This is a genomic window from Bacteroides sp. OM08-11 (genome assembly GCF_003438665.1).
GTDB lineage: Bacteria > Bacteroidota > Bacteroidia > Bacteroidales > Bacteroidaceae > Bacteroides > Bacteroides cutis.
In genome coordinates, this window is the sequence record NZ_QSTJ01000003.1 from 242055 (window position 1) to 267141 (window position 25087).

Annotated in this window: 15 protein-coding genes and 1 tRNA gene; 8 read left to right on the top strand and 8 right to left on the bottom strand. The window is 41.9% G+C overall.

The genetic code is table 11. The features are described 5' to 3' along the window. Positions 1 to 110 precede the first annotated feature (110 nt). From DXC10_RS07585 to DXC10_RS07595, 3 genes are all read left to right on the top strand, one after another. Positions 111 to 1829: a glycosyltransferase family 39 protein gene (locus DXC10_RS07585; RefSeq protein ID WP_101543853.1), complete on the top strand. Its 1719-nt coding sequence runs from the start codon at positions 111 to 113 to the stop codon at positions 1827 to 1829. A 1-nt stretch (position 1830) separates the two neighbouring features. Beyond that, on the top strand, positions 1831 to 2367 hold the full coding sequence (locus tag DXC10_RS07590) for an HD domain-containing protein (RefSeq protein ID WP_101543855.1): 537 nt from the start codon (positions 1831 to 1833) through the stop codon (positions 2365 to 2367). An 80-nt stretch (positions 2368 to 2447) separates the two neighbouring features. Continuing rightward, positions 2448 to 5240 carry a putative LPS assembly protein LptD gene (locus tag DXC10_RS07595; protein WP_101543858.1) on the top strand — a complete coding sequence of 931 codons (2793 nt, stop codon included), beginning with the start codon at positions 2448 to 2450 and terminating at the stop codon, positions 5238 to 5240. A gap of 35 nt (positions 5241 to 5275) precedes the next feature. On the opposite strand, the gene ung is transcribed toward DXC10_RS07595, so the two are convergent. Further along, the gene (gene ung / locus DXC10_RS07600) at positions 5276 to 5938 is read right to left on the bottom strand and encodes a uracil-DNA glycosylase (protein ID WP_101543861.1); all 663 of its coding nucleotides are present in this window, start codon (positions 5936 to 5938) and stop codon (positions 5276 to 5278) included. A 128-nt stretch (positions 5939 to 6066) separates the two neighbouring features. Further along, positions 6067 to 7104 (bottom strand): aspartate--ammonia ligase, encoded by a 1038-nt coding sequence (gene asnA, locus DXC10_RS07605; RefSeq protein ID WP_101543863.1) that lies wholly within the window; start codon positions 7102 to 7104, stop codon positions 6067 to 6069. 216 nt (positions 7105 to 7320) lie between these two features. Between asnA and DXC10_RS07610 the strand changes: the two genes are divergently transcribed. Further along, positions 7321 to 7393, top strand: a tRNA-Arg gene (locus tag DXC10_RS07610). Between the two features lie 158 nt (positions 7394 to 7551). On the opposite strand, the gene DXC10_RS07615 is transcribed toward DXC10_RS07610, so the two are convergent. From DXC10_RS07615 to lysS, 4 genes are all read right to left on the bottom strand, one after another. Beyond that, on the bottom strand, positions 7552 to 8292 hold the full coding sequence (locus tag DXC10_RS07615) for an HAD family hydrolase (protein ID WP_101543865.1): 741 nt from the start codon (positions 8290 to 8292) through the stop codon (positions 7552 to 7554). A 131-nt stretch (positions 8293 to 8423) separates the two neighbouring features. Next, positions 8424 to 9761 carry a glucose-6-phosphate isomerase gene (locus tag DXC10_RS07620; RefSeq protein ID WP_101543868.1) on the bottom strand — a complete coding sequence of 446 codons (1338 nt, stop codon included), beginning with the start codon at positions 9759 to 9761 and terminating at the stop codon, positions 8424 to 8426. A 48-nt stretch (positions 9762 to 9809) separates the two neighbouring features. Beyond that, the gene (locus DXC10_RS07625) at positions 9810 to 10805 is read right to left on the bottom strand and encodes an NAD(P)H-dependent glycerol-3-phosphate dehydrogenase (RefSeq protein WP_101543870.1); all 996 of its coding nucleotides are present in this window, start codon (positions 10803 to 10805) and stop codon (positions 9810 to 9812) included. 96 nt (positions 10806 to 10901) lie between these two features. Then, positions 10902 to 12632 carry a lysine--tRNA ligase gene (gene lysS, locus DXC10_RS07630; RefSeq protein WP_101543873.1) on the bottom strand — a complete coding sequence of 577 codons (1731 nt, stop codon included), beginning with the start codon at positions 12630 to 12632 and terminating at the stop codon, positions 10902 to 10904. Between the two features lie 464 nt (positions 12633 to 13096). On the opposite strand from lysS, the gene DXC10_RS07635 reads away from it, so the two are divergent. Further along, positions 13097 to 14446, top strand: coding sequence for an MATE family efflux transporter (locus tag DXC10_RS07635; protein ID WP_117737676.1), 1350 nt, complete (start codon positions 13097 to 13099; stop codon positions 14444 to 14446). On the opposite strand, the gene DXC10_RS07640 is transcribed toward DXC10_RS07635, so the two are convergent. Continuing rightward, positions 14443 to 15600, bottom strand: coding sequence for a heparin lyase I family protein (locus DXC10_RS07640; protein ID WP_101543876.1), 1158 nt, complete (start codon positions 15598 to 15600; stop codon positions 14443 to 14445). The two genes, DXC10_RS07635 and DXC10_RS07640, sit on opposite strands and share 4 nt — an antisense overlap. A 145-nt stretch (positions 15601 to 15745) precedes the next feature. Further along, complete coding sequence (locus DXC10_RS07645) at positions 15746 to 17704, bottom strand: sulfatase (protein ID WP_117737626.1); 1959 nt, start codon at positions 17702 to 17704, stop codon at positions 15746 to 15748. A gap of 243 nt (positions 17705 to 17947) precedes the next feature. On the opposite strand from DXC10_RS07645, the gene DXC10_RS07650 reads away from it, so the two are divergent. The 3 genes from DXC10_RS07650 (at position 17948) to DXC10_RS07660 (ending at position 25083) form a co-directional block, all read left to right on the top strand. Then, a complete protein-coding gene (locus DXC10_RS07650) occupies positions 17948 to 19846 on the top strand; it encodes a hypothetical protein (protein WP_117737627.1) in 1899 nt (632 codons plus the stop codon). A gap of 37 nt (positions 19847 to 19883) precedes the next feature. Continuing rightward, positions 19884 to 23930 (top strand): two-component regulator propeller domain-containing protein, encoded by a 4047-nt coding sequence (locus DXC10_RS07655; RefSeq protein ID WP_101543882.1) that lies wholly within the window; start codon positions 19884 to 19886, stop codon positions 23928 to 23930. A gap of 70 nt (positions 23931 to 24000) precedes the next feature. Continuing rightward, positions 24001 to 25083: an aldose epimerase family protein gene (locus DXC10_RS07660; protein ID WP_233519891.1), complete on the top strand. Its 1083-nt coding sequence runs from the start codon at positions 24001 to 24003 to the stop codon at positions 25081 to 25083. Positions 25084 to 25087: the final 4 nt, after the last annotated feature.

The following is a 25087-nucleotide window of genomic DNA, read 5'->3' on the forward strand; positions in this document are numbered from 1 at the left end:
TTCTGATTTATAGTTGTAATAGTTTTGTAATATGATTACGGCAACAAAGTTAGGTATTGTTGCAGAATAATTAGTACTTTTGTTCCTTGAAAACGTAAAAAAAGAAAAGTATGTCAGACAAAAAGAAGGCGTTCTGGTTCATAGCACTGCTCAGTGTGCTTGTAATAGTTCCCTTTCTGGGAGAAACCATTTTTTATTCTAAAGGAGAGCCGCGTGAAGCGATAGTAGCTTATACGATGTTGAAGAGTGGTAACTGGATACTTCCGGTAAATTATGGGGTCGAAATAGCTTATAAACCTCCTTTTCTTTACTGGGCGATTGCAGTTGTATCTTCCATCATGGGAGGAGTGACAGAATTCTCATCCCGTATGCCGTCGGCGCTGGCTTTTCTGGCTATGCAGTTGGTATTTTTTTCTTTTGTAGCTAAGCGAAAGAATATAAAAACGGCATTCTTGACTTCTATTCTTCTTTTGTCTTCCTTTGAAGTGCATCGGGCTGCAGTAGCTTGTCGACTTGATATGGTACAAGTCTCCTTTATTGTGATTGCTTTGTGTCTACTTTTCCGTTGGGATGAAAAAGGCTCTAAGGAGATACCTTGGTTGGCAGTGTTGCTAATGGCATGTGCCACTTTGACAAAAGGTCCGGTCGGTTCTATTTTTCCATGTGTGGGTATCGGCATCTATCAATTGTTGCGTGGGCGTTCGTTCGGTAAGACCTTTTTCTCTTTGTTGGGCATCGGATTACTTTCACTCGTTCCGTTGGGAATATGGTTCTGGGCTGCCTATCAGCAGGGTGGAGAGTCATTCATAAATCTGATGATGGAAGAGAATACTGGACGCTTCTTCCGTAAGATGTCATACGCTTCCCATGAAAATCCGTTGTGGTATAATTTTGTGACTATCATTTGGGGGTGGATACCGTGGACTTTAGTCTTGTTGATTTCTCTTTTTGGTTTGAAATGGAAAGAAATGCGTTTTTTACCGGAAGGTTCTTCGTGGAGTGAACGTTTTAATAAAGCTTGGACTAAATTTCGCTCCCAGTCTCCTCTTCATTTGTTTACATGGGTGGTTATCTTGTTCATTTTTATCTTTTATTGTATTCCGAAGAGTAAGCGTAGCGTATATCTGTTGCCTATCTATCCGTTTATGGCAATGCTGATTGCTGAATATTTTTTGGCATTGGTACAGCGCAAAGCAAAAGTTTTTAAGATTTCTGCCTATATTTTTGCTTCATTGGCTTTGTTACTTACGGTAACATTTATTATAGTGCGTTTCGGGCTAATTCCTGATAGTGTTTGGGGTACGGGTAAACATGCTGCCGAGAACATTGGATTTATGCATGCATTGGAAAATGTGGATTTACCCTTTTCTAAATGGTTGATTGTGGCATTACCGGCAATAGCGGGCATCTGCACATTGATAGCGTTGGTAAAGCGGGCGGATACACGTTCTTTACTGTACAGTATAGCCGGGTGCATTTTGTGTCTGTTTGTTTCTTTAGATGGCGTTTATCAGCCTACGGTGCTGGCTACGAAGTCGGACAAACGTCTGGCCGAACAAGTAAATACATATGTACAGGATGGATTTATGTATTCGTATACTCCCCCACTCATCCGTTTTTATTGTACTAATTACTATTTGAACGACCGGATGAGGGATTTCGTTCCTGGTCTTTCCGGTACAGGATATGTAATGCTTTCTAAGTGGACTAAGGAGGAATTTTTGAAGAAATATTCAGATGAGTATCGACTGGAGGAGGTTTACACTACTCCTTATCGCAGTTGTGATTTACGTGATAAAATATTGATTTATAAATTCAGTGAGAAATAAAATGAACCCGCTAGAATTGATTGATAAATATTATCCGGAGGCGAATGAACTGAAACATATATTGCTGACTCATAGCCGTTCGGTGGCAGACAAAGCTCTGTGGATTGCCGATCAGCATCCGGAATTGTTGTTAGACAAGGATTTCCTGTACGAAGCGGCCATATTGCATGACGTAGGGATTTTCCTGACGGATGCCGATGGTATTTATTGTTTCGGTGATAAACCTTATATCTGTCATGGCTATTTGGGAGCCGATTTAGTGCGTTCTGAAGGTTATCCTCGCCATGCTTTGGTTTGTGAAAGACATACAGGAGCTGGACTTTCATTAGATGAAATCCTTGCACAAGAACTTCCTGTGCCACACCGTGATATGCTTCCGGTAAGCTTGGAGGAACAAGTTATTTGTTTTGCAGATAAATTCTATTCTAAAACGCGTCTGGAGTATGAAAAGAGTGTAGAAAAGGCACGTAGGAGTCTCGAACGGTATGGTGAAGCAGGATTGCAACGTTTCGACCATTGGTGCGAACAGTTCTTGTAGCAATCTAAATTTCTTTAAAAAGGGAGATTATACCGTATAAAATACGTACTTTTGCCCCTTCAAGCGTAAACTATTAGTTAATGACGCCATTGAAAGCAAATACATTCATATCATTCATACTACTATTCGTCTTACTCTTTCTTTCCGGTGAGGCAGTTTCCCAGCGTCGCCGGGGTGGAATTGTACCTCCGGAGAATCTGCAGGCTGATACCTTACGAAGTGATTTAGTGGGGAAGAAGTCTATGCGTGCTCGTTCGAGGGTAAATGGGATTTCACAAACAGATTCTTTGGAAGTAGATTCTGTAGCGGTTCCCGAGAAGAAGAAACAACCACTGGATGCTCCTGTTACATACGAAGCCAATGATTCTATCGTCTTTGCTCAAGGTGGATATGCACATTTATACGGGCAGGGTAAGGTTAATTATCAGCAGATAGAATTGGCTGCTGATGTCATTACCATGAATATGGATAGTAGTACAGTGTATGCTCATGGTGTAGAAGATTCTTTGGGTGTAGCCCAAGGTACTCCGGTTTTTAAAGATGGAGAGACTCCTTATGAAACGAATACTATCCGGTATAATTTCAAGAGTAAGAAAGGCATTATCAGTAATGTTGTCAGCCAGCAAGGCGAAGGATATGTTACCGGTAATAATGCCAAAAAAGGTACTAATGATGAGCTTTACATGAAGAGTGGCCGATATACCACCTGTGATCACCACGAACATCCTCATTTTTATATGCAGATGACATATGCCAAAGTACGTCCGAAAAAGAATGTGGTGACGGGACCTGCCTATCTGGTGGTGGAAGATGTTCCTTTGCCACTTGCGGTACCATTTTTCTTTTTCCCGTTTTCAAGTAGCTATTCCTCCGGCTTTCTGATGCCTACTTATATGGATGACTCCAGCCGTGGTTTTGGTTTGACAGATGGTGGATATTACTTTGCCATCAGTGATAAGATGGACTTGAAGTTGCGTGCGGATATTTTTACCAAAGGTTCTTGGGCATTGAATATGGAGTCCAACTACGTGAAAAGATATAAGTACTCTGGTTTATTGCAGGCAAGCTACCAGGTGACGAAGACGGGAGATAAAGGTTTGCCGGATTATTCGGTTGCCAAGGATTTTAAAATTGTATGGTCTCATCGTCAAGATCCTAAGGCAAGTCCTAACTCAACTTTTTCTGCCAGTGTGAACTTTGCGACGAGTAGTTATGAGCGTACCAATATCGGTAATATGTACAATTCGAATGCTATGTCCCAGAATACGAAGACGTCAAGTATCAGTTATTCTCGCACTTTCCCTGACCAGCATTTGACTATTGCTGCAACAACCAATATAGCTCAGACTATGAAAGATTCTTCTGTAAACATGACATTGCCTGACTTGAATATCACATTGAGCACTATTTTCCCGTTTAAGAGGAAACGGGCTGTGGGAGATGAAAAATGGTATGAGAAGATATCTGTTCGATACAGCGGGCGTCTTTCAAACAGTATCAAAACCAAAGATAACCTGTTGTTCAAATCTAATTTGATAAAAGACTGGGAAAATGGGATGAAGCATGAAATTCCTATTAGCGCTACTTTTACTTTGTTCAAATACTTCAATGTCACACCCTCGGTCAGCTATACAGAACGTTGGTATACGCGTAAAGTTATGAAAGACTGGGAACCGAATGAAGCTGGTACCGGTGGACAAGAGGTGAATACTGATACGATTTACGGTTTCCATCGTGTATATAATTATAATGCCAGTTTGGGCATTAATACCAAGATATATGGTATGTATAAACCATTGTTTCTTCCTAAGAAAGAAATACAAATTCGCCATGTCATTACTCCCTCGATAAGTATCAGTGCAGCGCCGGACTTTGGTTCATCCCGTTATGGTTACTACGATTCTTATATCAAGACGTATGCCGACGGGAGGCGTGATACTGTGACTTATTCACCGTATGCCGGGCAGATGTTTGGTGTACCGGGGCGTGGAAAGCAGGGAAATATCAGTTTCAGTATTTCCAATAACTTGGAAATGAAGTATAAGGATAAGAATGACTCTATCAAGAAAGTCAGCTTGATTGATGAATTGGGTGCAAGCATAAGTTATAACATGGCTGCAGCAACGCGTCCGTGGAGTGACCTTAATCTGAATTTGCGTTTGAAACTTTCCAAAAGTTATACTTTCAGTATGAGTTCTTCATTTAAAACGTATGGTTATGCTTTCGATAAGAATGGTAATGTAGTACCTAACAATCGTACAGAGTGGTCTTACGGGCGTTTCGGTATTTTCCAAGGATATGGTTCTTCTTTCAGTTATACGTTTAACAACGATACCTGGAAAAAATGGATGGATAAGTTACATGGAGTAAAAGAGGATGACGCAGGCAAAAAAGGTGATGAAAATTCGGATCCCGAAGAAGGTGATGAAGAAAGTACTGAGAGTGGCATACCTAAGAAGAAGGTGGAAAAAGCTGCTGTGGATGCCGATGGATATCAAGTATTCAAAATGCCTTGGTCTTTGAACTTGAATTATAACTTCAATATTTCTGAAGATACCTCAAAACCTATCAATCGGAAAACGATGCGTTATCCTTATCGTTATACTCATAATCTGAGTGCTTCCGGTAATATTAAGATTTCCAATAAATGGGCCATCAGTTTCAATTCCGGTTATGATTTTGAGGCCAAGAAGATTGTACAAACCTCTTTTAATATTACTCGTGACTTACATTGTTTCAGTATGTCTGCCAGTCTTTCTCCTTTCGGACAGTGGAAATACTACAACTTTACTATTCGTGCTAATGCCAGCATTCTGCAAGACTTGAAGTGGGAGCAGAGAAGTCAGACACAAAGTAATATTCAGTGGTATTAGGTGATGGAAGTTGAGGTTTATGCTGAGAGATGTTCTTACCAAATAATTTCCGTTTCTCCGTGTGACTTTAAGTATTCATTTGTTTTGCTGAAATGCTTGTTCCCAAAGAACCCATTATAGGCCGAAAGGGGAGAAGGATGTGCAGAAGTCAGCACTAAATGCTTATTACGGTCGATAAACGCTCCCTTGCGTTGTGCATAAGCCCCCCAAAGAATAAAGACGAGATGCTCTTTTTGTTCTGCCAGTATGCGGATAGCGGCATCTGTGAATGTTTCCCAACCACGGTTTTGATGTGAACCGGCCTGATGGGCACGTACGGTAAGTGTAGCATTAAGTAGTAATACACCTTGTTCTGCCCAACGAGTCAGATTGCCGGTAACCGGTGCATCTGTACCTATATCCTCTTTAATTTCTTTGAAGATGTTGACTAAAGAAGGAGGGAAAGGAACACCGTCGTTTACTGAAAAACAAAGTCCATGCGCTTGTCCGGGACCATGATAAGGATCTTGACCGATAATCACAACTTTTACTTTATCGAAGGGACATAAGTTGAAAGCGTTGAATATTAATTTTCCCGGAGGATATATAGGACCATGTTGATATTCGGTACGTACAAACTCTGTTAGCATACGAAAATAATCTTTATCGAACTCGGGTTGTAAACGCACTTTCCAGCTTTCTTCTATCTGAACATTCATAATCGTAGTTGTTAGTAGTTTCGGATGCTAAGATACAAATTTCTTACTATAGAACACAAGAGTCCCACAGAGTTTTGCTTATTTTCTTTTAAACTCTGTGGAACTCTGTATACTCTATGGTGAAATGATTAAATCAAGTGTATATCATGCATCTTACATTCTTTACGCATATCTTCTGGCCATATGCTTGCCTGTATTTCTCCGATGTGCGCCTTGCGCAGATAGAACATACAGAGACGAGACTGTCCGATACCGCCACCGATAGAGAGTGGGAGTGTATCACTCATCAGGCGTCTGTGGAAATAGAGTTCCAGCCGTTTCTCTTCTCCTTCCTGTTTGAGCTGACGTTGCAAAGCTTCCTTGTCTACGCGGATACCCATCGAAGAAAGCTCTATACTACGTTGTAACACATGATCCCATAATAATAAGTCACCGTTCAGTCCGGGCAAATCATTCAGTCCGGGGGTAGTGTAGTCATCATAGTCCGGAGCACGTCCATCATGTTTCTTGCCGTCACTTAGTTTACAACCGATACCAATAATGAAAACAGCGCCATATTTTTTGCAAATGGCATGCTCACGACATTTCGGTTCTAATTCGGGATAGAGTTGGCGTAACTCTTCTGCATGGATAAAGTGTAGCTTTGGAGGCAGGCAAGGTTTGATTTGTGGGTACATTTCATATACCATATATTCTGTACGTACCATAGCGGCATAAATGCGCGTAACGATTTCTTTAAGGAACTCCACATTACGGTCTTCGACAGTGATAACACGTTCCCAGTCCCATTGATCTACATAGAGAGAATGTAGATTTCCCAGCTCTTCATCTGCACGGATAGCATTCATATCCGTATAAATTCCATAACCCGGTTCGATGTGATATTCAGCAAGCGTTAAACGTTTCCATTTGGCAAGAGAGTGTACTACTTCCGCCTGCGCGTCGCCCAGATCTTTAATAGGAAAAGAAACGGCACGTTCCACTCCATTGAGATCGTCGTTGATACCCATGCCCTTCAATACAAAGAGGGGTGCGGTGACACGACGCAGGCGAAGTTCGGAAGAAAGGTTCAACTGGAAGAACTCTTTTATCTGTTTAATACCTAATTCTGTTTGTTTTAAGTCTAATAAAGGTTTATATCCTTCGGGTTTTATCAGATAGCTCATAGGTTTATTATATATATCTTCTATTAAATTGTTCGGCAAAGATAGGAATAATATTAATACTTGCTTTGGTTTTAATCAAAAAAAGAGCAAAATGTATCAATATTCTCTCTGGGTATTTGCAAAATAATAATGAGGATAGGAACGGGAAGTAAATAGAAAAAACGAAAGAACGTTAGGAATATGCAGAGATTTTTTATACTTTTGTCCCCGCATTTAGGCCTGGTAGCTTAGTGAATAGAGCGTCAGATTCCGGTTCTGAAGGTCGTGGGTTTGAGTCCCACCCGGGTCACAATCGAATAAAAAGTCCTTATGAGTGTTATCTTATAAGGACTTTTTGTTTTCTGCCATAAATACCCTTTTCCCCTTTCTTTGTATAATCATAGTAATATGCCTATGTTTAATTAAGATTTAGATATAATCAATGCCGGTAATACGATGATATCCGTTTCATAGCTTGAAACCATTCTTTTCTTTTATCAGTTCCTCCCAGTTATCGCAAAATGCCTGCATAGATGGGAAAAGCAGGTCGGCTCCGGCATCCAGTAACACTTGTCCGTTCATTGGTCCTGTATTGACTGCAACAGTAAATATACCCGCTGCCGTTCCGGCTTGTACCCCAATGGGAGCGTTTTCTACAACGATGGCTTCATTGGCTTTTACTCCGGCTTTCTCCAGTCCCATCAGGTAGGGTTCCGGATGAGGTTTGCCATATTTCACGTCGAAAGCGGTCACCATGCGTTCACGTACAAATATACCGGGAAAATTATGGGCTAAGCGGTCGAGCAAGGAATGTTGTCCCGACCCGGTTACCAAAACGGGAATGATACCTGCCTCCTTTACCTTTTGTAATACCTCCCAAGCACCCGGCATACGCTCCGGATCGGGATTTTTGTTGAACTCGGCACTTTTCTCAGCATAAATGCTTTCTATCATTTCGGGAGTAGCGTCTTTGCCATACTGACGTTGATAGACAATATTGATGGTAGCGGCTCCGGTTCGTCCTTCGTGCATATAAGCTTCTTCACGGCTCAAGTGCAGGCCATGGCGCTCCATCACTTTGTGCCATGCGTCAGCATGATAAGGCATAGAGTTGAACAGTACGCCGTCCATGTCAAAAAGAACTGCTTTTAACTGGATATTGGAATACCCGTACTTTTCCAGATAACGGGCGATAGATTTCTCGAACATAAATACCTGTTATTTTATACCTTACAAAAATACAGAAAAAGCGCGGATAACACGGATTTCACAGATTTAGAGAAGTGATTACTTCACTGGTTTCCATGTAATTCGCGTAATCCGCGCCTTGAAAGGACGTATTATAGTCTTGCTTGAATAGCCTTGGATTCTTCTTCGTATCCCGGTTTGTTCAGCAATGCAAACATATTCTTCTTGTAAGCCTCTACACCCGGTTGGTTGAACGGGTTGACACCCAGGATGTAACCGCTGATACCGCAAGCTTTTTCAAAGAAATATAGCAAACCGCCGATACTTTCTTCGTTTAGTGCAGGGATAACGATACGCATGTTGGGTACACCACCGTCCACATGAGCCAACTGTGTTCCCAATTCGGCCATTTTGTTTACTTCATCCACACGCTTGCCGGCAAGGAAGTTCAGACCATCCAGGTTGGCTTCATCACTGGGCACTTGCAATTTATGCCGGGTGCTTTCTACTGAGATAACGGTTTCATAGATAGTACGTTCACCTTCCTGAATCCATTGTCCCATAGAGTGCAAGTCAGTAGAGAAATCTACGGCAGCAGGGAAGATACCCTTGTTTTCTTTACCTTCCGATTCTCCATAAAGCTGTTTCCACCATTCACTTACATAGTGCAATTTAGGATTGAAGTTTACAAGAATTTCAATCTTCTTACCACTCTTGTAAAGTTCGTTACGGGTAGCAGCATAGATCGCAGCCGGATTTTCTGCAAACGGAACATCAGCGCCGCAAGCTTTTTCCATAGTCACTGCACCGGCCACCAGTTTTTCGATGTCGAAACCTGCCACTGCGATCGGCAACAAACCTACCGGAGTCAATACAGAGAAACGGCCGCCTACATTGTCGGGGATGATGAATGATTTATAACCTTCATTGTCAGCCGTTACGCGGGCAGCGCCCTTTTGGGCGTCTGTGATGGCAACGATTACTTTCTTTGCCATATCCTTGCCGCGTTGATCCTCACATTGCTTCTTTAGCAAGCGGAAAGCCAAAGCGGTTTCAGTAGTAGTTCCTGATTTGGAGATATTGATAACACCGAATTTCTTGTCTTTCAGGAATTCTGTGAGTTCGTACAGATAATCTTCACCTATATTGTGTCCTGCATATAGGATAACAGGAGCTGTTTTCTTCTCCTGCAACCAAGTGAAACTGTTTGATAAAGCCTCGATAACGGCGCGTGCACCGAGATAACTTCCGCCGATACCGGCAACGACTATCACTTCGCAATTGTCACGCAGAACTTGTGCGGTAGTTTTCAGGTCGTCCAGATGCTCCTTGGTGATGGAAGAAGGAAGATGCAACCAGCCTAAGAAGTCATTACCTTTACCTGTACCATTCTCTAATGCTTCCTGAGCAGCCTTAACCTGTGTCTCATAAGCGAAAACATTCTCTTTGGAAATAAATCCTAAAGTCTTTTCAATGTTCAAACTAATCATAATATTCTAGGTTTTAAATTCAGTATTTCGTCCTTTCGGCTTACCGGGTTACCGGAACGAGTCGGTCAGTAACTTAATCTCAATCATTGGTGAGATGCGTTCATACAATATATTGTATACAGCATCCAGTATCGGCATATTGACATGATGGTGCTTGTTGATTTCCTTGATACATTTCGTACCATAGTAACCTTCCGCTATCATTTCCATTTCAATCTGCGCGCTTTTCACAGAGTAACCTTTACCGATCATCGTACCGAACGTACGGTTACGGCTAAAATTGGAATATCCTGTTACCAGCATGTCACCTAGATAAACAGAATCGTTGATGTTTCGGTTCAACGGATGCACTGTTTGAAGAAAGCGGTTCATTTCCTGTATAGCGTTAGACATCAATACAGCCTGAAAGTTATCACCATATTTCAGACCGCTGCAAATGCCGGCTGCAATGGCATATACATTTTTCAACACAGAACCATATTCTATACCGGCAACATCATTGCTGACGGATGTCTTGATGAACGAACTTGCCAGACGACGGGCAAAGGTACAGGCTTTATCGGTATCCGGACAAGCGATTGTCAAGTAAGAAAGGCGTTCCAACGCCACTTCCTCTGCATGGCAAGGACCTGCCAGTACGGCTATATTTTCGGAAGGTACGCCATATTCTTTCCTGAAGTATTCCGAGACAATCACATTGTCATCGGGAACGATACCCTTGATGGCGGTGATGATGAACTTATCCTTAATCTTTGTTTTGAGTTTCTTCAAGTGGGATTTCAGATAGGGAGAGGGAGTGACGAAGATAAGCGTATCCGATTCTTTCACCACATCATTGATGTTGGAATTGAAGTTGATGCGCTTCGTATCAAATTTTACGCCCGTCAGGTAGGCAGGATTGTGCCCAAGGCGTTTGAAATCGGCAATGCGGTCATCGCGTCGCATATACCAGTTTATGGTGTCTTGTTGTGCCAACACCATTTTGGCAATGGCTGTTGCCCAACTTCCTCCGCCCATGATGGCTATCTTACCGGGTAGTTTCATATCGAAATTAATAATTAAAAATTAAAAATTAAAAGAGGGAAAGGAGCACCTCTCCCTCTTTCGATCTTTAATCTTACTTATTTAATTTTTAATTCTTTAATTCTTGATTTTGCTGACCCAGTCAGCAACTTCATTCACGGTCGGGTTTGCCAACTCCAGTTTATACTTTTTGTTGATACCACAGATGTCCATATGCAATTTCTGCGGGTTCACATCTTTCATGTCGCCGACGAGATTATATCCCGCTTTCTGAATAACGGCTACCCATTCTTCGGGAATGCCCAATTCCATAAACTTGGCAGGCGCATCTTTCGGAACTACTTTCTCGGGACGCATTTGGGGGAAGAACAACACTTCCTGGATGAATGACTGTCCGGTCATCAACATTGTCAAACGGTCGATACCGATACCGATACCGGATGTAGGAGGCATACCATATTGCAGTGCTTTCAGGAAGTCCTGGTCGATGAACATTGCTTCATCATCTCCCTTTTCGCTCAGTTTCAACTGATCTTTGAAACGCTCTTCCTGGTCGATGGGATCGTTCAACTCGCTATAGGCATTTGCCAATTCTTTACCGTTCACCATCAGTTCGAAACGTTCGGTCAGTCCCGGTTTACTGCGGTGCATCTTGGTCAGCGGACTCATTTCTACAGGATAGTCGGTGATGAAAGTCGGTTGTATGAACGTACCTTCGCAGAATTCACCGAAAATTTCGTCAATCAATTTACCCTTACCCATAGTATCATCAATCTCCATTTTCAGCTCACGGCATATCTGGCGTATTTCGTCTTCGTCCTTACCATTGAGGTCGTAACCCGTCTTTTCCTGAATGGCTTCCAGAATGGGCAAACGGCGATAAGGAGCTTTGAAACTGATTGTTTTTCCGTCGATGGTGGTTTCCGTACAACCATTTACGGCGATACAGATACGCTCCAGCAATTTTTCGGTGAAACTCATCATCCAATTGTAATCTTTATATTGTACGTAGAGCTCCATACAAGTAAATTCGGGGTTATGGTTCTTGTCCATTCCCTCGTTGCGGAAGTTCTTTCCGATTTCATATACACCTTCGAAGCCGCCTACAATCAATCGTTTCAGATAAAGCTCCGTAGCGATACGCAGGTAGAGATCTATATCCAGCGAGTTGTGGTGGGTGATGAACGGACGTGCGCTTGCTCCACCGGGGATGGATTGCAGGATAGGAGTTTCTACTTCGGTATATCCGGCCTCGTCCAGTACGGCACGCATAGTCTTGATGACGGTGGCACGCTTTAGGAAGGTGTCTTTTACACCTTCGTTCACAATGAGGTCTACATAGCGTTGGCGATAACGTAGCTCGGGGTCTTCAAAGGAGTCGTAAGCCACACCATCCTTGTATTTTACAATAGGCAACGGCTTGATACTCTTGGAGAGTACGGTCAACTTCTTGGCGTGGATACTGATTTCGCCCATCTGGGTACGGAATACAAAACCCTCGATGCCGATGAAGTCGCCCAGGTCTAGCAAACGTTTGAACACAGTGTTGTACATTTCTTTGTTTTCGTCCGGACAGATATCATCACGGGTGATATATACCTGGATACGTCCTTTGGAGTCCTGTAATTCGATAAAAGATGCTTTACCCATGACACGGCGGCTCATCATACGTCCGGCTACGGACACTTGGCGCGGTTCTGCGTCGTCTTTGAATTCGGCTTTAATATCGGTAGAGAAAGCGTTGGTTACATACTCTGCTGCGGGATAAGGTTCGATACCCATCGCGCGAAGTTCATTCATGCTGTTACGGCGAATGATTTCCTGTTCACTTAGTTCTAAAACGTTCATATCGTTATTATTCAACTCAATTTGGGTACAAAAATACGAAACATTTTTCAGAAATGCGAACCTTTTGCTTAAATAAAGCGAACAAAGCGGTTTGTGGCATTGTAGTCAGTGGCAGTTCGCTGGGGGATAGTTGTTGACGGCGCAGGTATTGGTAATGAGGCTGTCTTATGTAAGGCTTAAACTTATCCAATCCTTACTATAAAGCTGTCTAAAGTAAAGGATAAACTTCATCTTAGCTGCTAAGATATACATCTTGGCTGCTCGGATGGCTATCTCGCGTGCTGAGATGTATATCTCGGCACGCGAGATGAAGATTAAATCAAGGTTTATAGCTCTTTACCGGTAAGATGAAACATTCCTTTGTCATGTTTGTAGGGAGTTTAAAGTCAATGTTAGAGGATTTGCTTGCTTGCCTTCCGGAATTTGAGTACTTTTGCACCCTCTTAAAGCATAAAGGTATTAGTATGACAGGACAAAAGACGCCCACAGCGTTGGGTACGGAAAGTATAGGTAAGCTGTTGATGCAATATGCCATACCGGCAATTATCGCCATGACGGCTTCTTCCTTATATAATATGGTGGATAGTATCTTCATCGGTCATGGTGTGGGAACAATGGCAATCTCCGGATTGGCGTTGACTTTTCCGTTGATGAACCTTGCCGCCGCTTTCGGGTCGCTGGTGGGCGTGGGTGCTTCCACGTTGATTTCGGTGAAGCTGGGACAGAAGGATTATGACACGGCGCAGCGGGTATTGGGCAATGTCGTTGTCCTGAATATCCTTTTAGGCGTTGCCTTCACGGTTGTGGTGATGGCTTTCCTTGACCCTATTCTCTACTTCTTCGGCGGTAGCGACCAGACGATAGGCTATGCCCGGGACTATATGCAGATTATCCTCCTGGGGAATGCCGTGACGCATCTGTATTTAGGACTGAATGCCGTGCTGCGTTCCTCGGGGCATCCGCAGGAGGCTATGTATGCCACGATAGCTACCGTGGTTATCAATACATTGTTGGATCCCTTGTTTATATACGGTTTGGGCTGGGGCATTCGTGGGGCGGCGATTGCTACCATTGTAGCGCAAATCGTCTCGTTGCTTTGGCAGCTTAAGTTGTTCGGCAACAAGGACGAACTGCTGCATTTCCATCGCGGTATCTTCCGCCTGAGACGCAAGATCGTATCCGATTCGCTCGCCATAGGCATGTCTCCTTTCCTGATGAACCTGGCAGCATGTTTTATCGTTATCCTCATTAACCAGGGATTGAAAGAATATGGCGGAGACTTGGCTATCGGGGCTTTCGGTATCGTGAACCGGCTGGTGTTTATCGTCGTGATGATTGTGATGGGGTTGAATCAAGGGATGCAACCTATCGCCGGATATAATTTCGGGGCGAAGCGGTATGACCGCGTGAATCGGGTGTTGAAACTAACGATAATCTATGCTACGGGGGTGACTACATTCGGTTTTTTCGTGGGGATGCTGATGCCGGATTTGGTGGTGGGCATTTTTACGTCAGACCGGGAACTGGTTGATATTTCGGCAAGGGGATTGCGGATTGTAGTGATGTTTTTCCCGATTATCGGTTTCCAGATGGTGACGGCGAATTTCTTCCAAAGTATAGGAATGGCGGGTAAGGCGATCTTTCTTTCCCTTACCCGCCAGATGATGATATTGCTTCCTTGTCTGCTCATTCTTCCTCGCTTTTATGGTACGGCGGGGGTGTGGTACAGTATGCCGGTGTCCGACCTTATCGCGAGTCTGATAGCTGCGGCGATGCTGATTTGGCAGTTCCGTATGTTCAGAGAGAAGGCTTAGTTGGAAAGTGCATGTTCCTCATAGCCTGCCAGGTTGTAGCAAACCGGGATTGTGCTATTTCCTACACGGTATATGCCGAATTTAAAATAATAACCTTCTTCGTCATTACGGCCTATCAGTATTTCTTCGTTGTCGACGATGTGTTTCTTGGTTTCTTTACCTTTTTCGGGATAAGTCATGGTAACATCCAGACGACCCGGTTTGAGGATTGTTTCCGCTTCTTTGCCATAGCTTGTCCAGTTAATATTCACCTCAAAAGTTATCCAGCAATCCTTAGGAAAACTTTCGAAAGGCATCTTATAGGCAATTGTGGAAACTTTATATCGTGAACTGACAGATTGCATGATGGCCGTATTGCCAGGATTGGCATTGCAACGGTCGGTCTTGTCACTCAACCATTTCCGGTCCGAGTTGGCTTTGATGTAAAAGTATCCTTGTGAGAAGCCGAAAGCGAGCGGAGGATATCCGCCTTGTTCCACCAGCCAGCCATTCGGTTTCCCCGCTTTGTACAAAGTATCACCTTTCGCGTTGACTTTGATTATCTTCTCGTGTGCGATATTCTTCTTGAAAATCATTCGTTTCTCCAGTTTGAGGAATTCTTTTACGCTCAGTCGCATTACCTTGCCCGACGGGTCGGAAACCAATGTACGGCTTGGCATGCCGTGCCATTGGGCGAAGATGGTGGATACATCTTTGTCTAATGTACGAGGTATGTAAACTGAGAAAGTGTAGCTCATGGATGAACCTTGTGGGCAACTGCCTTTCCCGTAATGGTATACGGTCTTCGTTTTTTGGGCGTTGGGATATTCGTCTGCCTGATGGTCACGGAAATCATTTGCTGTGGCGTAACAGTAACAGAGTTCGGCACGCCCTTTGGTCTCTCCCTTAGCGTAGCCTTCCAAGGTGTTGTCTTCCTCTTTCAACTCAAAACGATAGGATGGTTTACCCTGAAACAAACGGGTATAATCCAATTGGAGAGTATGCGGCTTATTTGTGCCGACTGCTACCCAACGGCCATCGATAATTTGATTTGTACGCGCCGAGTCGGCTTGAACGTTGACGCGTGCCGTCAGGGGAACTGATTTGCCGGATTGAGCGTGACATGTAACTGTTGCAGGCAAGAGGCAAAAGGTGATTAATATTGTTGCTTTCATTCTTTTTGATATTTATGTATTGTTATCAATTAATAAATCGTTAATCAGGACCGGAGTATGGAGACATCTGTTAAATGGGAACTATGAATATACGAACAAACAGCCTTATTCTCCCTTTTTTAGGTGCATGAAATTTTTGTGTTCACTAAGGTAACGGTATCATCGGTCTACGTCCGTAATTTAGTTTCAAGCCTTTTTCATAAGCTTCGGGCCCATGCAGGTTTTTAATGTCCAGTTCCCCTATATTTACGAGGATACCACGTGCCATAAGGCCGGCGTCTTCATTCTGAATACGTGGCAAGGTTTCTGCGGCTTCTTTCAGTTGAGGTAAGAACGGACGGATATAATCACGCATGGCAGGATCTAAAGATAGACATTCCAATAGAGAATACCCTATTTTTCTGTCTTCTTCCTTTACGGGAGTAATCAGGCGGGAAATACCTTCCTGCATTTTATTTAGATAAGAAACGGCATATGCTGCTTCGGAAGCGATGTAAGGATTGTTATCATAAAGAAGCGCTAACAGAGCTTGCGGACAAGTGGTAATTTGCTTTTCTCTGGCAAGTTGGGCATAACCTGCTACTCCCCAAAATCTCATATCGGGATGAGGGCTGGTAATGGCTTTCTCCAATAGCGGGAGGACGGCAGGGGTTGCTGTTCCTGCAGTTTCTACAAGTGTATATAGTTCTTCCAACGGATATTTCTCTTTGCGTACAGTTTCATAAAGGATATGCCCTGTGCGGGAATTCGGAAGGAAGAAACCTAGGTCTTGGGTGGAACGTATATGGTCTGACAAACCTTTGCGCATCTTTACCAATATATCTGCGTGTTCGGGAGAGGTGGATAGATCGTATAGTTCACCTGGGTCTTTTTCGAGGTCGAACAGCATTTCTGCCGGATGCGCTTTGAATGTCAATTCCCAGTCGGGATTGGTGTTGTGCCCTTCCAATACGAGTTTGTCCCATGCTTTATTAGAGGGCATACCCCATTGGTAATAGTTGCGCAAGGCAAACTGGCGATAAGGGATGTAACTGCGGATGTACTTGAAGTGTCCGTCGGTGACGGCACGTACAGGCATAAAGTGGTGCAGTTGGTTGGCGGCTAATGCAAACTGCATTTTGCGTTTTTCTTTGTTTGCGAATTGGCCGAAAAGCGCTTTACCTTGCATATGTTTAGGAGGTTTTATTCCTGCAAGGCTGAGTACGGTTGGACCTAAATCGGTAAAATTGACTAAGTTGAAATCTTTACCGGAGGTCCTGTCTGTTAGATGTCGCCATTTGGGAGGGAAGTAGACTATGAGGGGAACATTCAAGCCGCTTTCGTACAAATAGCCTTTACCGCGTGGCACACAACCGCCGTGATCACTGAAGAAAAATATAATAGTATTGTCATCTAGTCCTTTGTCCTTCAAATCTTTTAGATAGAACCCCAACCAGGTATCTACATCTTGTACGGCTTCCAAATGACCGGCATAGTCGGAACGTACTTCGGGCAGGTCGGGAACATAAGAAGGTAGCGTGAGCAATTCAGGATAAATACCTTCTTTGGTATAGTCTCTGCGTCCGTCGGTGTGGAAGGTGCGGATACGTCCCATGTGTGAGGTCACGGTATTGAATACGGCAAAAAAAGGTTGGGTTTTGCCACGTTTAGGGCTGTTATAAGAAGCTTTAGGCGTACATTCGTCCCAGCAGATTTTATTATCGGTGGTGGAGTTATAATGTGTCTTGCTGTTGTTTGTGCAATAATAACCAGCTTCGCGTAACTTCTGTGGAAAGAAGATGTCGGCAGGAGTATCGTAGGGCACAGGATGGATATCCATTCCATAGGTAGTGGAATAGCATCCGGTGATGAGAGAAGAACGGGCTGCCGAACTTTGCGGGGCTACAGACCATGCATTCATAAACTGTATACCTTGAGTTGCCAGACTGTCGGTATTGGGAGTATGTACGTCTTTGTTGCCGTAACAACCGAATTCGTACGCACTGGTGTCTTCAAAGGTTAGCCAGAGAATGTTGGGCTTTTCATCTTTTTTGTCTGTAGTTGCTGCTTGTGCGGAGTAAAATCCGCAAGTGGCAGTACATACTAGTAATGGTAAGTGTTTCATAATATTAAATGTTAATGTATGATTATTTTCTTTTGCTAAAATAGGGTGTTTGTGCCGAATATTTGCTTTTTTATGTTCAAAAGTCTACCAATATTGTTTTCGGAGGTAATGTTTCGACAAAATTAGTAAGGATTGAACAATATTAGGGTCTCACGTAGACATAAGTACGCAGGATATAAATAAAATAGGGCGATAATATGGGGATAAAGGCGTATTTTTGATTTGAAATCTAACATAGAAAAAATGAAAACCACGTTCTTCGTAATATTACTGTTATATGCTATATCCTTGCCTGCCCAGATACAGGACATAAACAATCAATCATTGGATAATTCTCTGCGTGGTGAAGCTGAGAAACTATTGACTGAGTGGATGGATACGCTGTTGACTTATCAGTGCGTAAATTTACACTCTGCATTGGATGGAGGTATTTTGTGTCCGGCATGTGCTCGTATACATGGGCGCATTGGCGATGCTGTACTTCCTCTGATGTATTTGGCGGACAAAACGGGTAATGATAAATATTTACATGCTGCTAAAAGTCTGATGGCGTGGATGGAAAATGTACATTACCCAGATGGTTCTTGGATGAATGATGTACATGTTTCGGACTGGAACGGTACGACCGTATTCGCAGCTATCGCCCTCTATGAAGCTTTGCATTATCATGGGCATTTACTGGATGACTCTACCCGGAATCATTGGAAACAGCGGTTGGCGGAGGCCGGTGAGTTTATCATGAATAATCCTTTTATCTACAGCCGCAAACGGGAGGGAATGAGGAATATGAATGTGAACTATTCCGCTTCCGCCACTTATGCATTGTATGCCATTGGAGAAATGTGCAATCGTTCCGGTTTCAAGGCACAAGCCCGGGAGATTGCCACTGATTTGAAAGGTTATTTCACGGAACATGAATACTTTGTTTTCGGTGAAGGTCCTAATGTACGGACTAAAACGAAGAATGGTTGCCTGCCTGTAGATTTGCTTTATAACGTGGAGGAAACCTTGCCCAACATGGCGTATTATGCCAAGATGGCAAAAGATACCGAATTGCTGTCGCTTATTGAACGCTCCATGAGTACTCATCTGGAATTTATGTTACCTGATGGCGCTTGGGATAATAGCTGGGGAACCCGTAGTTTTAAATGGACTTATTGGGGTGGGCGTACAAGCGATGGTTTTATGGGAGGTTATTATTCGCTGGCTACTCATCATCCCGAATACGTGGAGGCTATCCGCCGGAATATCGGATTATTGAAGAAAGCCACTTACGATGGATTACTTTATGGTGGCATGCACTATCGTGTTTCAGGTATTCCGCCCTGTATACACCATACTTTCGGACATGCCAAAGCTTTGGCGTCTTTTCTGGAACAGGCTCCGGTGGATATGGTTACTTCCAAAGAACTTCCTCGTGATGTACCTTATGGGGTAAAGTGTTTTCAGGATATCCGTACATGGTTGATCGCACAGGGATCTTGGCGTGCCACGTTTACCGGATATGATGCTGAATATAAGACGAAAGGAACACATCCCATAGGGGGAGCTCTTGCCTTGTTATGGCATGCGGAGGCAGGTCCTGTCTTTGCTGCGACAATGAATAAATATCAGTTGATAGAGGCTCCTAATATGCAGGGTAGTACTCGGAAATATCTGATGGGAGGTACTCCTCGTATAGAGTTGATTGAGGATGGAAATGTATATACTAATCTGGATGATTTAAACACGGACATTGTTTGCCATATAGATAAGAATAATTATTGTTTTCAAGTGAATACTCATTTGGTGGATATTAGTCAAAAATCTCCATCAGGAGGAGAAGTACCTGTAGTGGTGAATTATGTCTATTCGGAACAAGGGGTTCGAATCTGTGTGCGACATTGTCCTGATAGGGCTTATTTGGTATTGCCAATTATAGCATCGCCAGTTGAAACAGTAGAGATAAGCTCAAAGGCGATGCGTATTAATAGAAATAATGGTGTGCTGAATGTAAAATGTGAAGCGGGAACTGTTGAAGTAGGACCAACCGATGATGATGGGCGTATATTTAATCCCGTTCCCGGTTTTTCTTTTGTACCTTTACGTATTCTCCCCGATAGTGAAGATAAGAAAGTTCTGATAAATATCTATTTCTATTAATATATTTTGTTTATTTGCTTCATAATAGATTACGATTATGAAAATATTTCAATTTTTGTTAGTACTATTAGTTGGATTATTTCCTATGATGTTAAATGCTAATACTTCGGAAGATATCCATTTTACTCATATTGGTCTGGAGGAAGGATTATCGCATAGTACTATATTTGCAATTAATCAAGATAAAGAAGGAAATTTATGGTTTGCTACGTATGATGGGCTGAATAAGTATGATGGTTATAACTTTACGGTCTATCGTCATCAGTATATGAATTCCAATAGCATTGCCAGTGATATCTCACGTTGTATTGCAGTCGATGATGTTGACCGGATTTGGGTAGGAACACGCGAAGGTTTGTCTCTTTATAATCGTCGTAAAGATGCTTTTTCTAACTATTACTATAAAAAAAATGGACAGAACGTGGCTATTACCAGTATTGTTCCAATAAAACAGGATTTGTTAATGCTGGGTACAATGGAGGGCATTTTGATTTTTGATGTGGAAAGAGAATGTTTTCTGAGTGATACGTTATCCTCTTCGTTACATTTGTTAAAACCTACTGCTTTAGTACGTCAGGGTGATTGTGTTTATATCGGTGCTGAAGATGGAGTGTATACTTACTCTCTCACAGGGAATACATTGAAAAAGTTGGTAAGTATGCCCGAAGGGATAAGGGTACATTCTATTTTGTGCCAGATGTTCAGCAGAATATGGATGGCAACGGAAGGAAATGGCTTGTATTTGTATGATACCAATTCTAAAGAACTAAAAAATTATCGGTATGAAGATGGAAAATCCGGCCTGAACTCAAACTATGTGCGGTCACTGGAACTGGATACGGAAAACCGTTTGTGGGTAGGAACTTATAGCGGCCTGAATATTTATAAAGAAGGAACTGATCGCTTTACGTCTATAAGAAATTCTGAAATACAGGAAGGTAGTTTGTCACAGAATTCCGTGCGCTGTATATTCAAAGACTCGCAGGGAGGCATGTGGTTGGGTACTTACTGGGGTGGTTTGAATTATTATCATCCTTTGTGTAACCGTTTTCAACGTATCAAGCATGTACCTTTTTTAAACTCCCTGAGTGATAATGTGGTCAGTTGCATTGTAGAGGATAACGAACATAATTTGTGGATTGGGACAAGTGACGGAGGACTGAACTATTATGATAATGTTTCGAAGCAGTATAAGAATTATTTGTTTAATTCCACTCCGATGATGATGGATACTCCTTTTAAGGACATTAAAACTGTATATGTAGATGAAGCGCATGATAAGGTATATGTAGGAGCACATGCAGGAGGAATGATGGTATTGCACAGAAAGTCGGGATACGTTGAATATTATAATCGGAGAAACAGTAATATACCGAGTAATAACATTTATTCTATCCTTTCGGATGAAAATGGAGGACTTTGGGTGGCTTCATTGGAATATTTGTTACACTTTGATATAAATAAGCAAAATTTTACAATTATAGATAAAGATAAGAATGGAGAGAAACTCCAACAATACAATCGTCTTCTATTCCGTGATTCGAAGAAACGTATTTGGATAGGAGGAGAAAGGGGGATTTCTGTCTATAATCAAGTTGGTGGTTCTTTGTTGGCTAACAAAGAATATAATATCATTTCGGTTTTGAGGCAGGCTTTTGTGAATTGTTTTTACGAATCTTCATCAGGAACTATATGGGTTGGAACTCGCAACGGACTTTTTGCTTTGAAGGAAAGGAGCGGAGAGTTGCAGCAATATACCACAAACAATGGTTTACCGAGTAATGTTATTTATGGAATTCTGGAAGACGCTTACGGCAGGTTGTGGATAAGTACAAACTTGGGACTGAGTTGTTTGAACCCCGAAAATGGAAAATTCCGTAATTTTACGATTTTGGATGGTTTGCAGAGTAATCAGTTCAATGCAGGTTCTTATTGTCGTAAAGATAATGGTTATATGTTGTTTGGTGGTGTCAATGGCATTACTTCTTTCCGTCCCGAGACCTTGATTGACAATCCTTACGCTCCCAAACCTGTTATCAATAAGTTGTTTGTCTTTAATAAAGAAGTACTGCCCGATGATGAGACCGGTATCCTGAAAGAAAGTGTTGAATATGTAGACCATATTACGTTGACATCTTCCCAAAATTCTTTTGCTATATCGTTTGTTGTGTCTAATTATATTGCAGGTAGGCATAATACCTTTGCTTATAAACTGGATGGATATAATGATGTGTGGTACAAACAAAGTGACATAAGCCCGGTTTCATATTCCAATCTACCGGCAGGAGATTATACCTTTTATATAAAAGCGGCAAATAATGATGGAAAATGGAATGAAGAACCTACTACTCTTCATATCCGTATTCTACCTGTTTGGTATCGTACGTGGTGGGCTATAACTTTGTTTGCCTTATCTGCTGCTCTATTGATATTTGGTGTTGTACGTTTTTTCTGGTTACGTAAGAGTATGCAGGCTGAGATAGCTATGGAACGGATGGATAAAGAGAAACAAGAAGAAATCAGCCAGATGAGAATTCGTTTTTATGTTAATATATCGCATGAGTTACGAACTCCGCTGACGTTGATTGTTGCACCTTTACAGGAACTGCTTGGTCGTATTAAAGGGCATTGGGAACATGAACAGCTACTTTATATCCAACGAAATACAAATCGTTTGTTACACTTAGTCAATCAGTTGATGGACTATCGACGTGCGGAATTGGGCATTTTTGAACTTAGACCGGTATGTGCCAATGCTTATAAAAGGGTGATGAATTGCTTTATGAACTATGACAATCTGTCAAAGCGGAAAGATATAGATTATAATTTTTACACGGAATTGCAGGATGAAAATGTATTGTTTGATGAAAACTATTTGGATTTGATAGTGAATAACTTACTTTCAAATGCTTTTAAATATACAGAAGTGGGTGAAAGTATTACGGTAAAACTTTATAAAGAAGAAAACCAACTTGTGTTACAGGTAGCAGATACGGGTATAGGCATTCCCAAAGAAAAGCAGGAGAAGATTTTTGAACGTTTCTATCAGGTAGAAAATGGACGTGAAGGGAGTGGAATAGGTTTGTCTTTGGTACAACGCTTAGTAGAACTTCATCATGGACGGATTACATTGCAAAGTGAAGTGGGCAAGGGTTCCACCTTCACCGTTTATTTACCTCAGGATAAATCGGTTTATACACAGGAGGAACTGCTTAGTAGAGAAGGAGATGTGGAAGAGCAACGTGTGTATTCCACTAATGCGCATGATATCTATATCGGCGATGAAGAAAAGAAAGAGTTGGATATTGATGAAACCGTTGAAGAAGGTAGTAAACGTGGAACCATTCTGATTGTGGAGGATAATGAAGAATTGCGGCAATATCTGGTAAATGGTTTGTCCGATCAGTTTAACATGTTAGAAACAGAGAATGGACAAAAGGCATTAGATCTCTTGAAAGATGAAGATGTGGATTTGATTGTTACAGATGTGATGATGCCTGTGATGGATGGTGTCAAATTATGTAAGTGGGTGAAACAAAATCTGCGCACATGTCATATTCCTGTTTATATGTTGTCTGCTAAAGCAGATATGAAGTATCAATTGGAAGGATTACAGGTCGGTGCTGATGATTATATTTCCAAACCATTCTCGATGACTGTGTTGAAAGCTAAGATATTGAATATGTTACGTACACGTTATCGGATATTTGAACGTTATTCTAATATGACGGAAGTCGAACCGGAGAAACTTACCAATAATACGATGGATGAGGAATTATTACGGAAAGCCATAGCGGTTGTTGAAAAAAATATGGATAATGTGGAATTTTCTACAGAGTTGTTTGCGCGTGAAATGAATATGAGCCGTTCTAGTCTCCATCTGAAATTGAAAGCGATTACCGGTAAGTCGGCTATTGATTTCATCCATAAAATACGCTTCAACCGGGCTTGTCAATTGCTGAAGGAAGGGAAGTATACGGTTTCCGAAATCAGCTTTATGGTAGGCTATAATACCCCTTCTTATTTTGCGGCACGTTTTAAAAAGTATATGGGTTGCCTACCCACAGAGTATGGAAAGAAATAATATTTATTTTCGCATGAAAACACGTATCATTTTACTTTTAACAACAGTTCTGTTTTTATTTGTTTCGTGTATGCAACCCCTGATAGCAGGGCTCTCTGTATCTAAAGAAAAAAACATCCAAGATGGAGATAAAATCATCGAACTGTTCAAGCTAACGAATGCAAATGGTATGGTTATTAAAGTAACTAATTATGCTGCTTCATTGACTTATGTTTCTGCCCCTGATAAAGACGGACATTTCGAACCGGTAGTTTTAGGATTTGATAGTCTGAGAAATTATTTAGGTAAACACCCTAAATTCGGTGCTACAATCGGAAGATATGCCAATCGAATAAGCAATGCGGAATTTCACCTGAATAATCAGACTTATCATTTGGAGAAGAACAATAAGGAACACTCCATTCACGGAGGAACGCAAGGATTTAATCGTCAGGTATTTGAGATAGATACTTTTTATACAGTAAAAGATACAGCTGCTGTTATTTTTAAGTATCAAAGTGCTGATTTGGAAGGAGGTTTTCCCGGAGTGTTAAATCTTTTAGTGGCATATAAGCTGACCAATCAAAATGAAATTATTCTTGATTATACGGCTTCTACGGATAAACCTACGGTTGTCAATCTTACCAACCATAGCTATTTTAATTTGACCGGTTGTAGAGGAGCTGTACTCAATCATCTTTATAAGATAAAGGCGGATTTTATCACTCCGGTAGATACTGATGGCATTCCGACAGGAGAGTTCATGCCGATTGCCGGAACAGAATATGACTTTACTTCGCTACGAAATGTTGAAAATAGGGTAAAACAGTCGGGAAAGGGATATGATGTGAATTATAAACTTGATAAGTCACTTGATTCCTTGGAATTGGTGGCAACGGTGATTGACCCTGAGTCGGGTAGGGTATTGGAAGCCTATACTACAGAACCCGGGATGCAGTTCTACATCCCGAATTCAAATATGGACTATCTTACTGGACATGGAAATAAAATATATGGAAAATATTATGGATTTTGTCTTGAAATGCAGCATTTCCCTGATTCTCCCAATAAACAGCAGTTCCCCTCTACAGTTTTATTGCCCGGAAAGACTTATAAACAGATTACTATTTATAAATTTGCAACATTATCAGAACAATATAATTTAAACGACTAAAAAC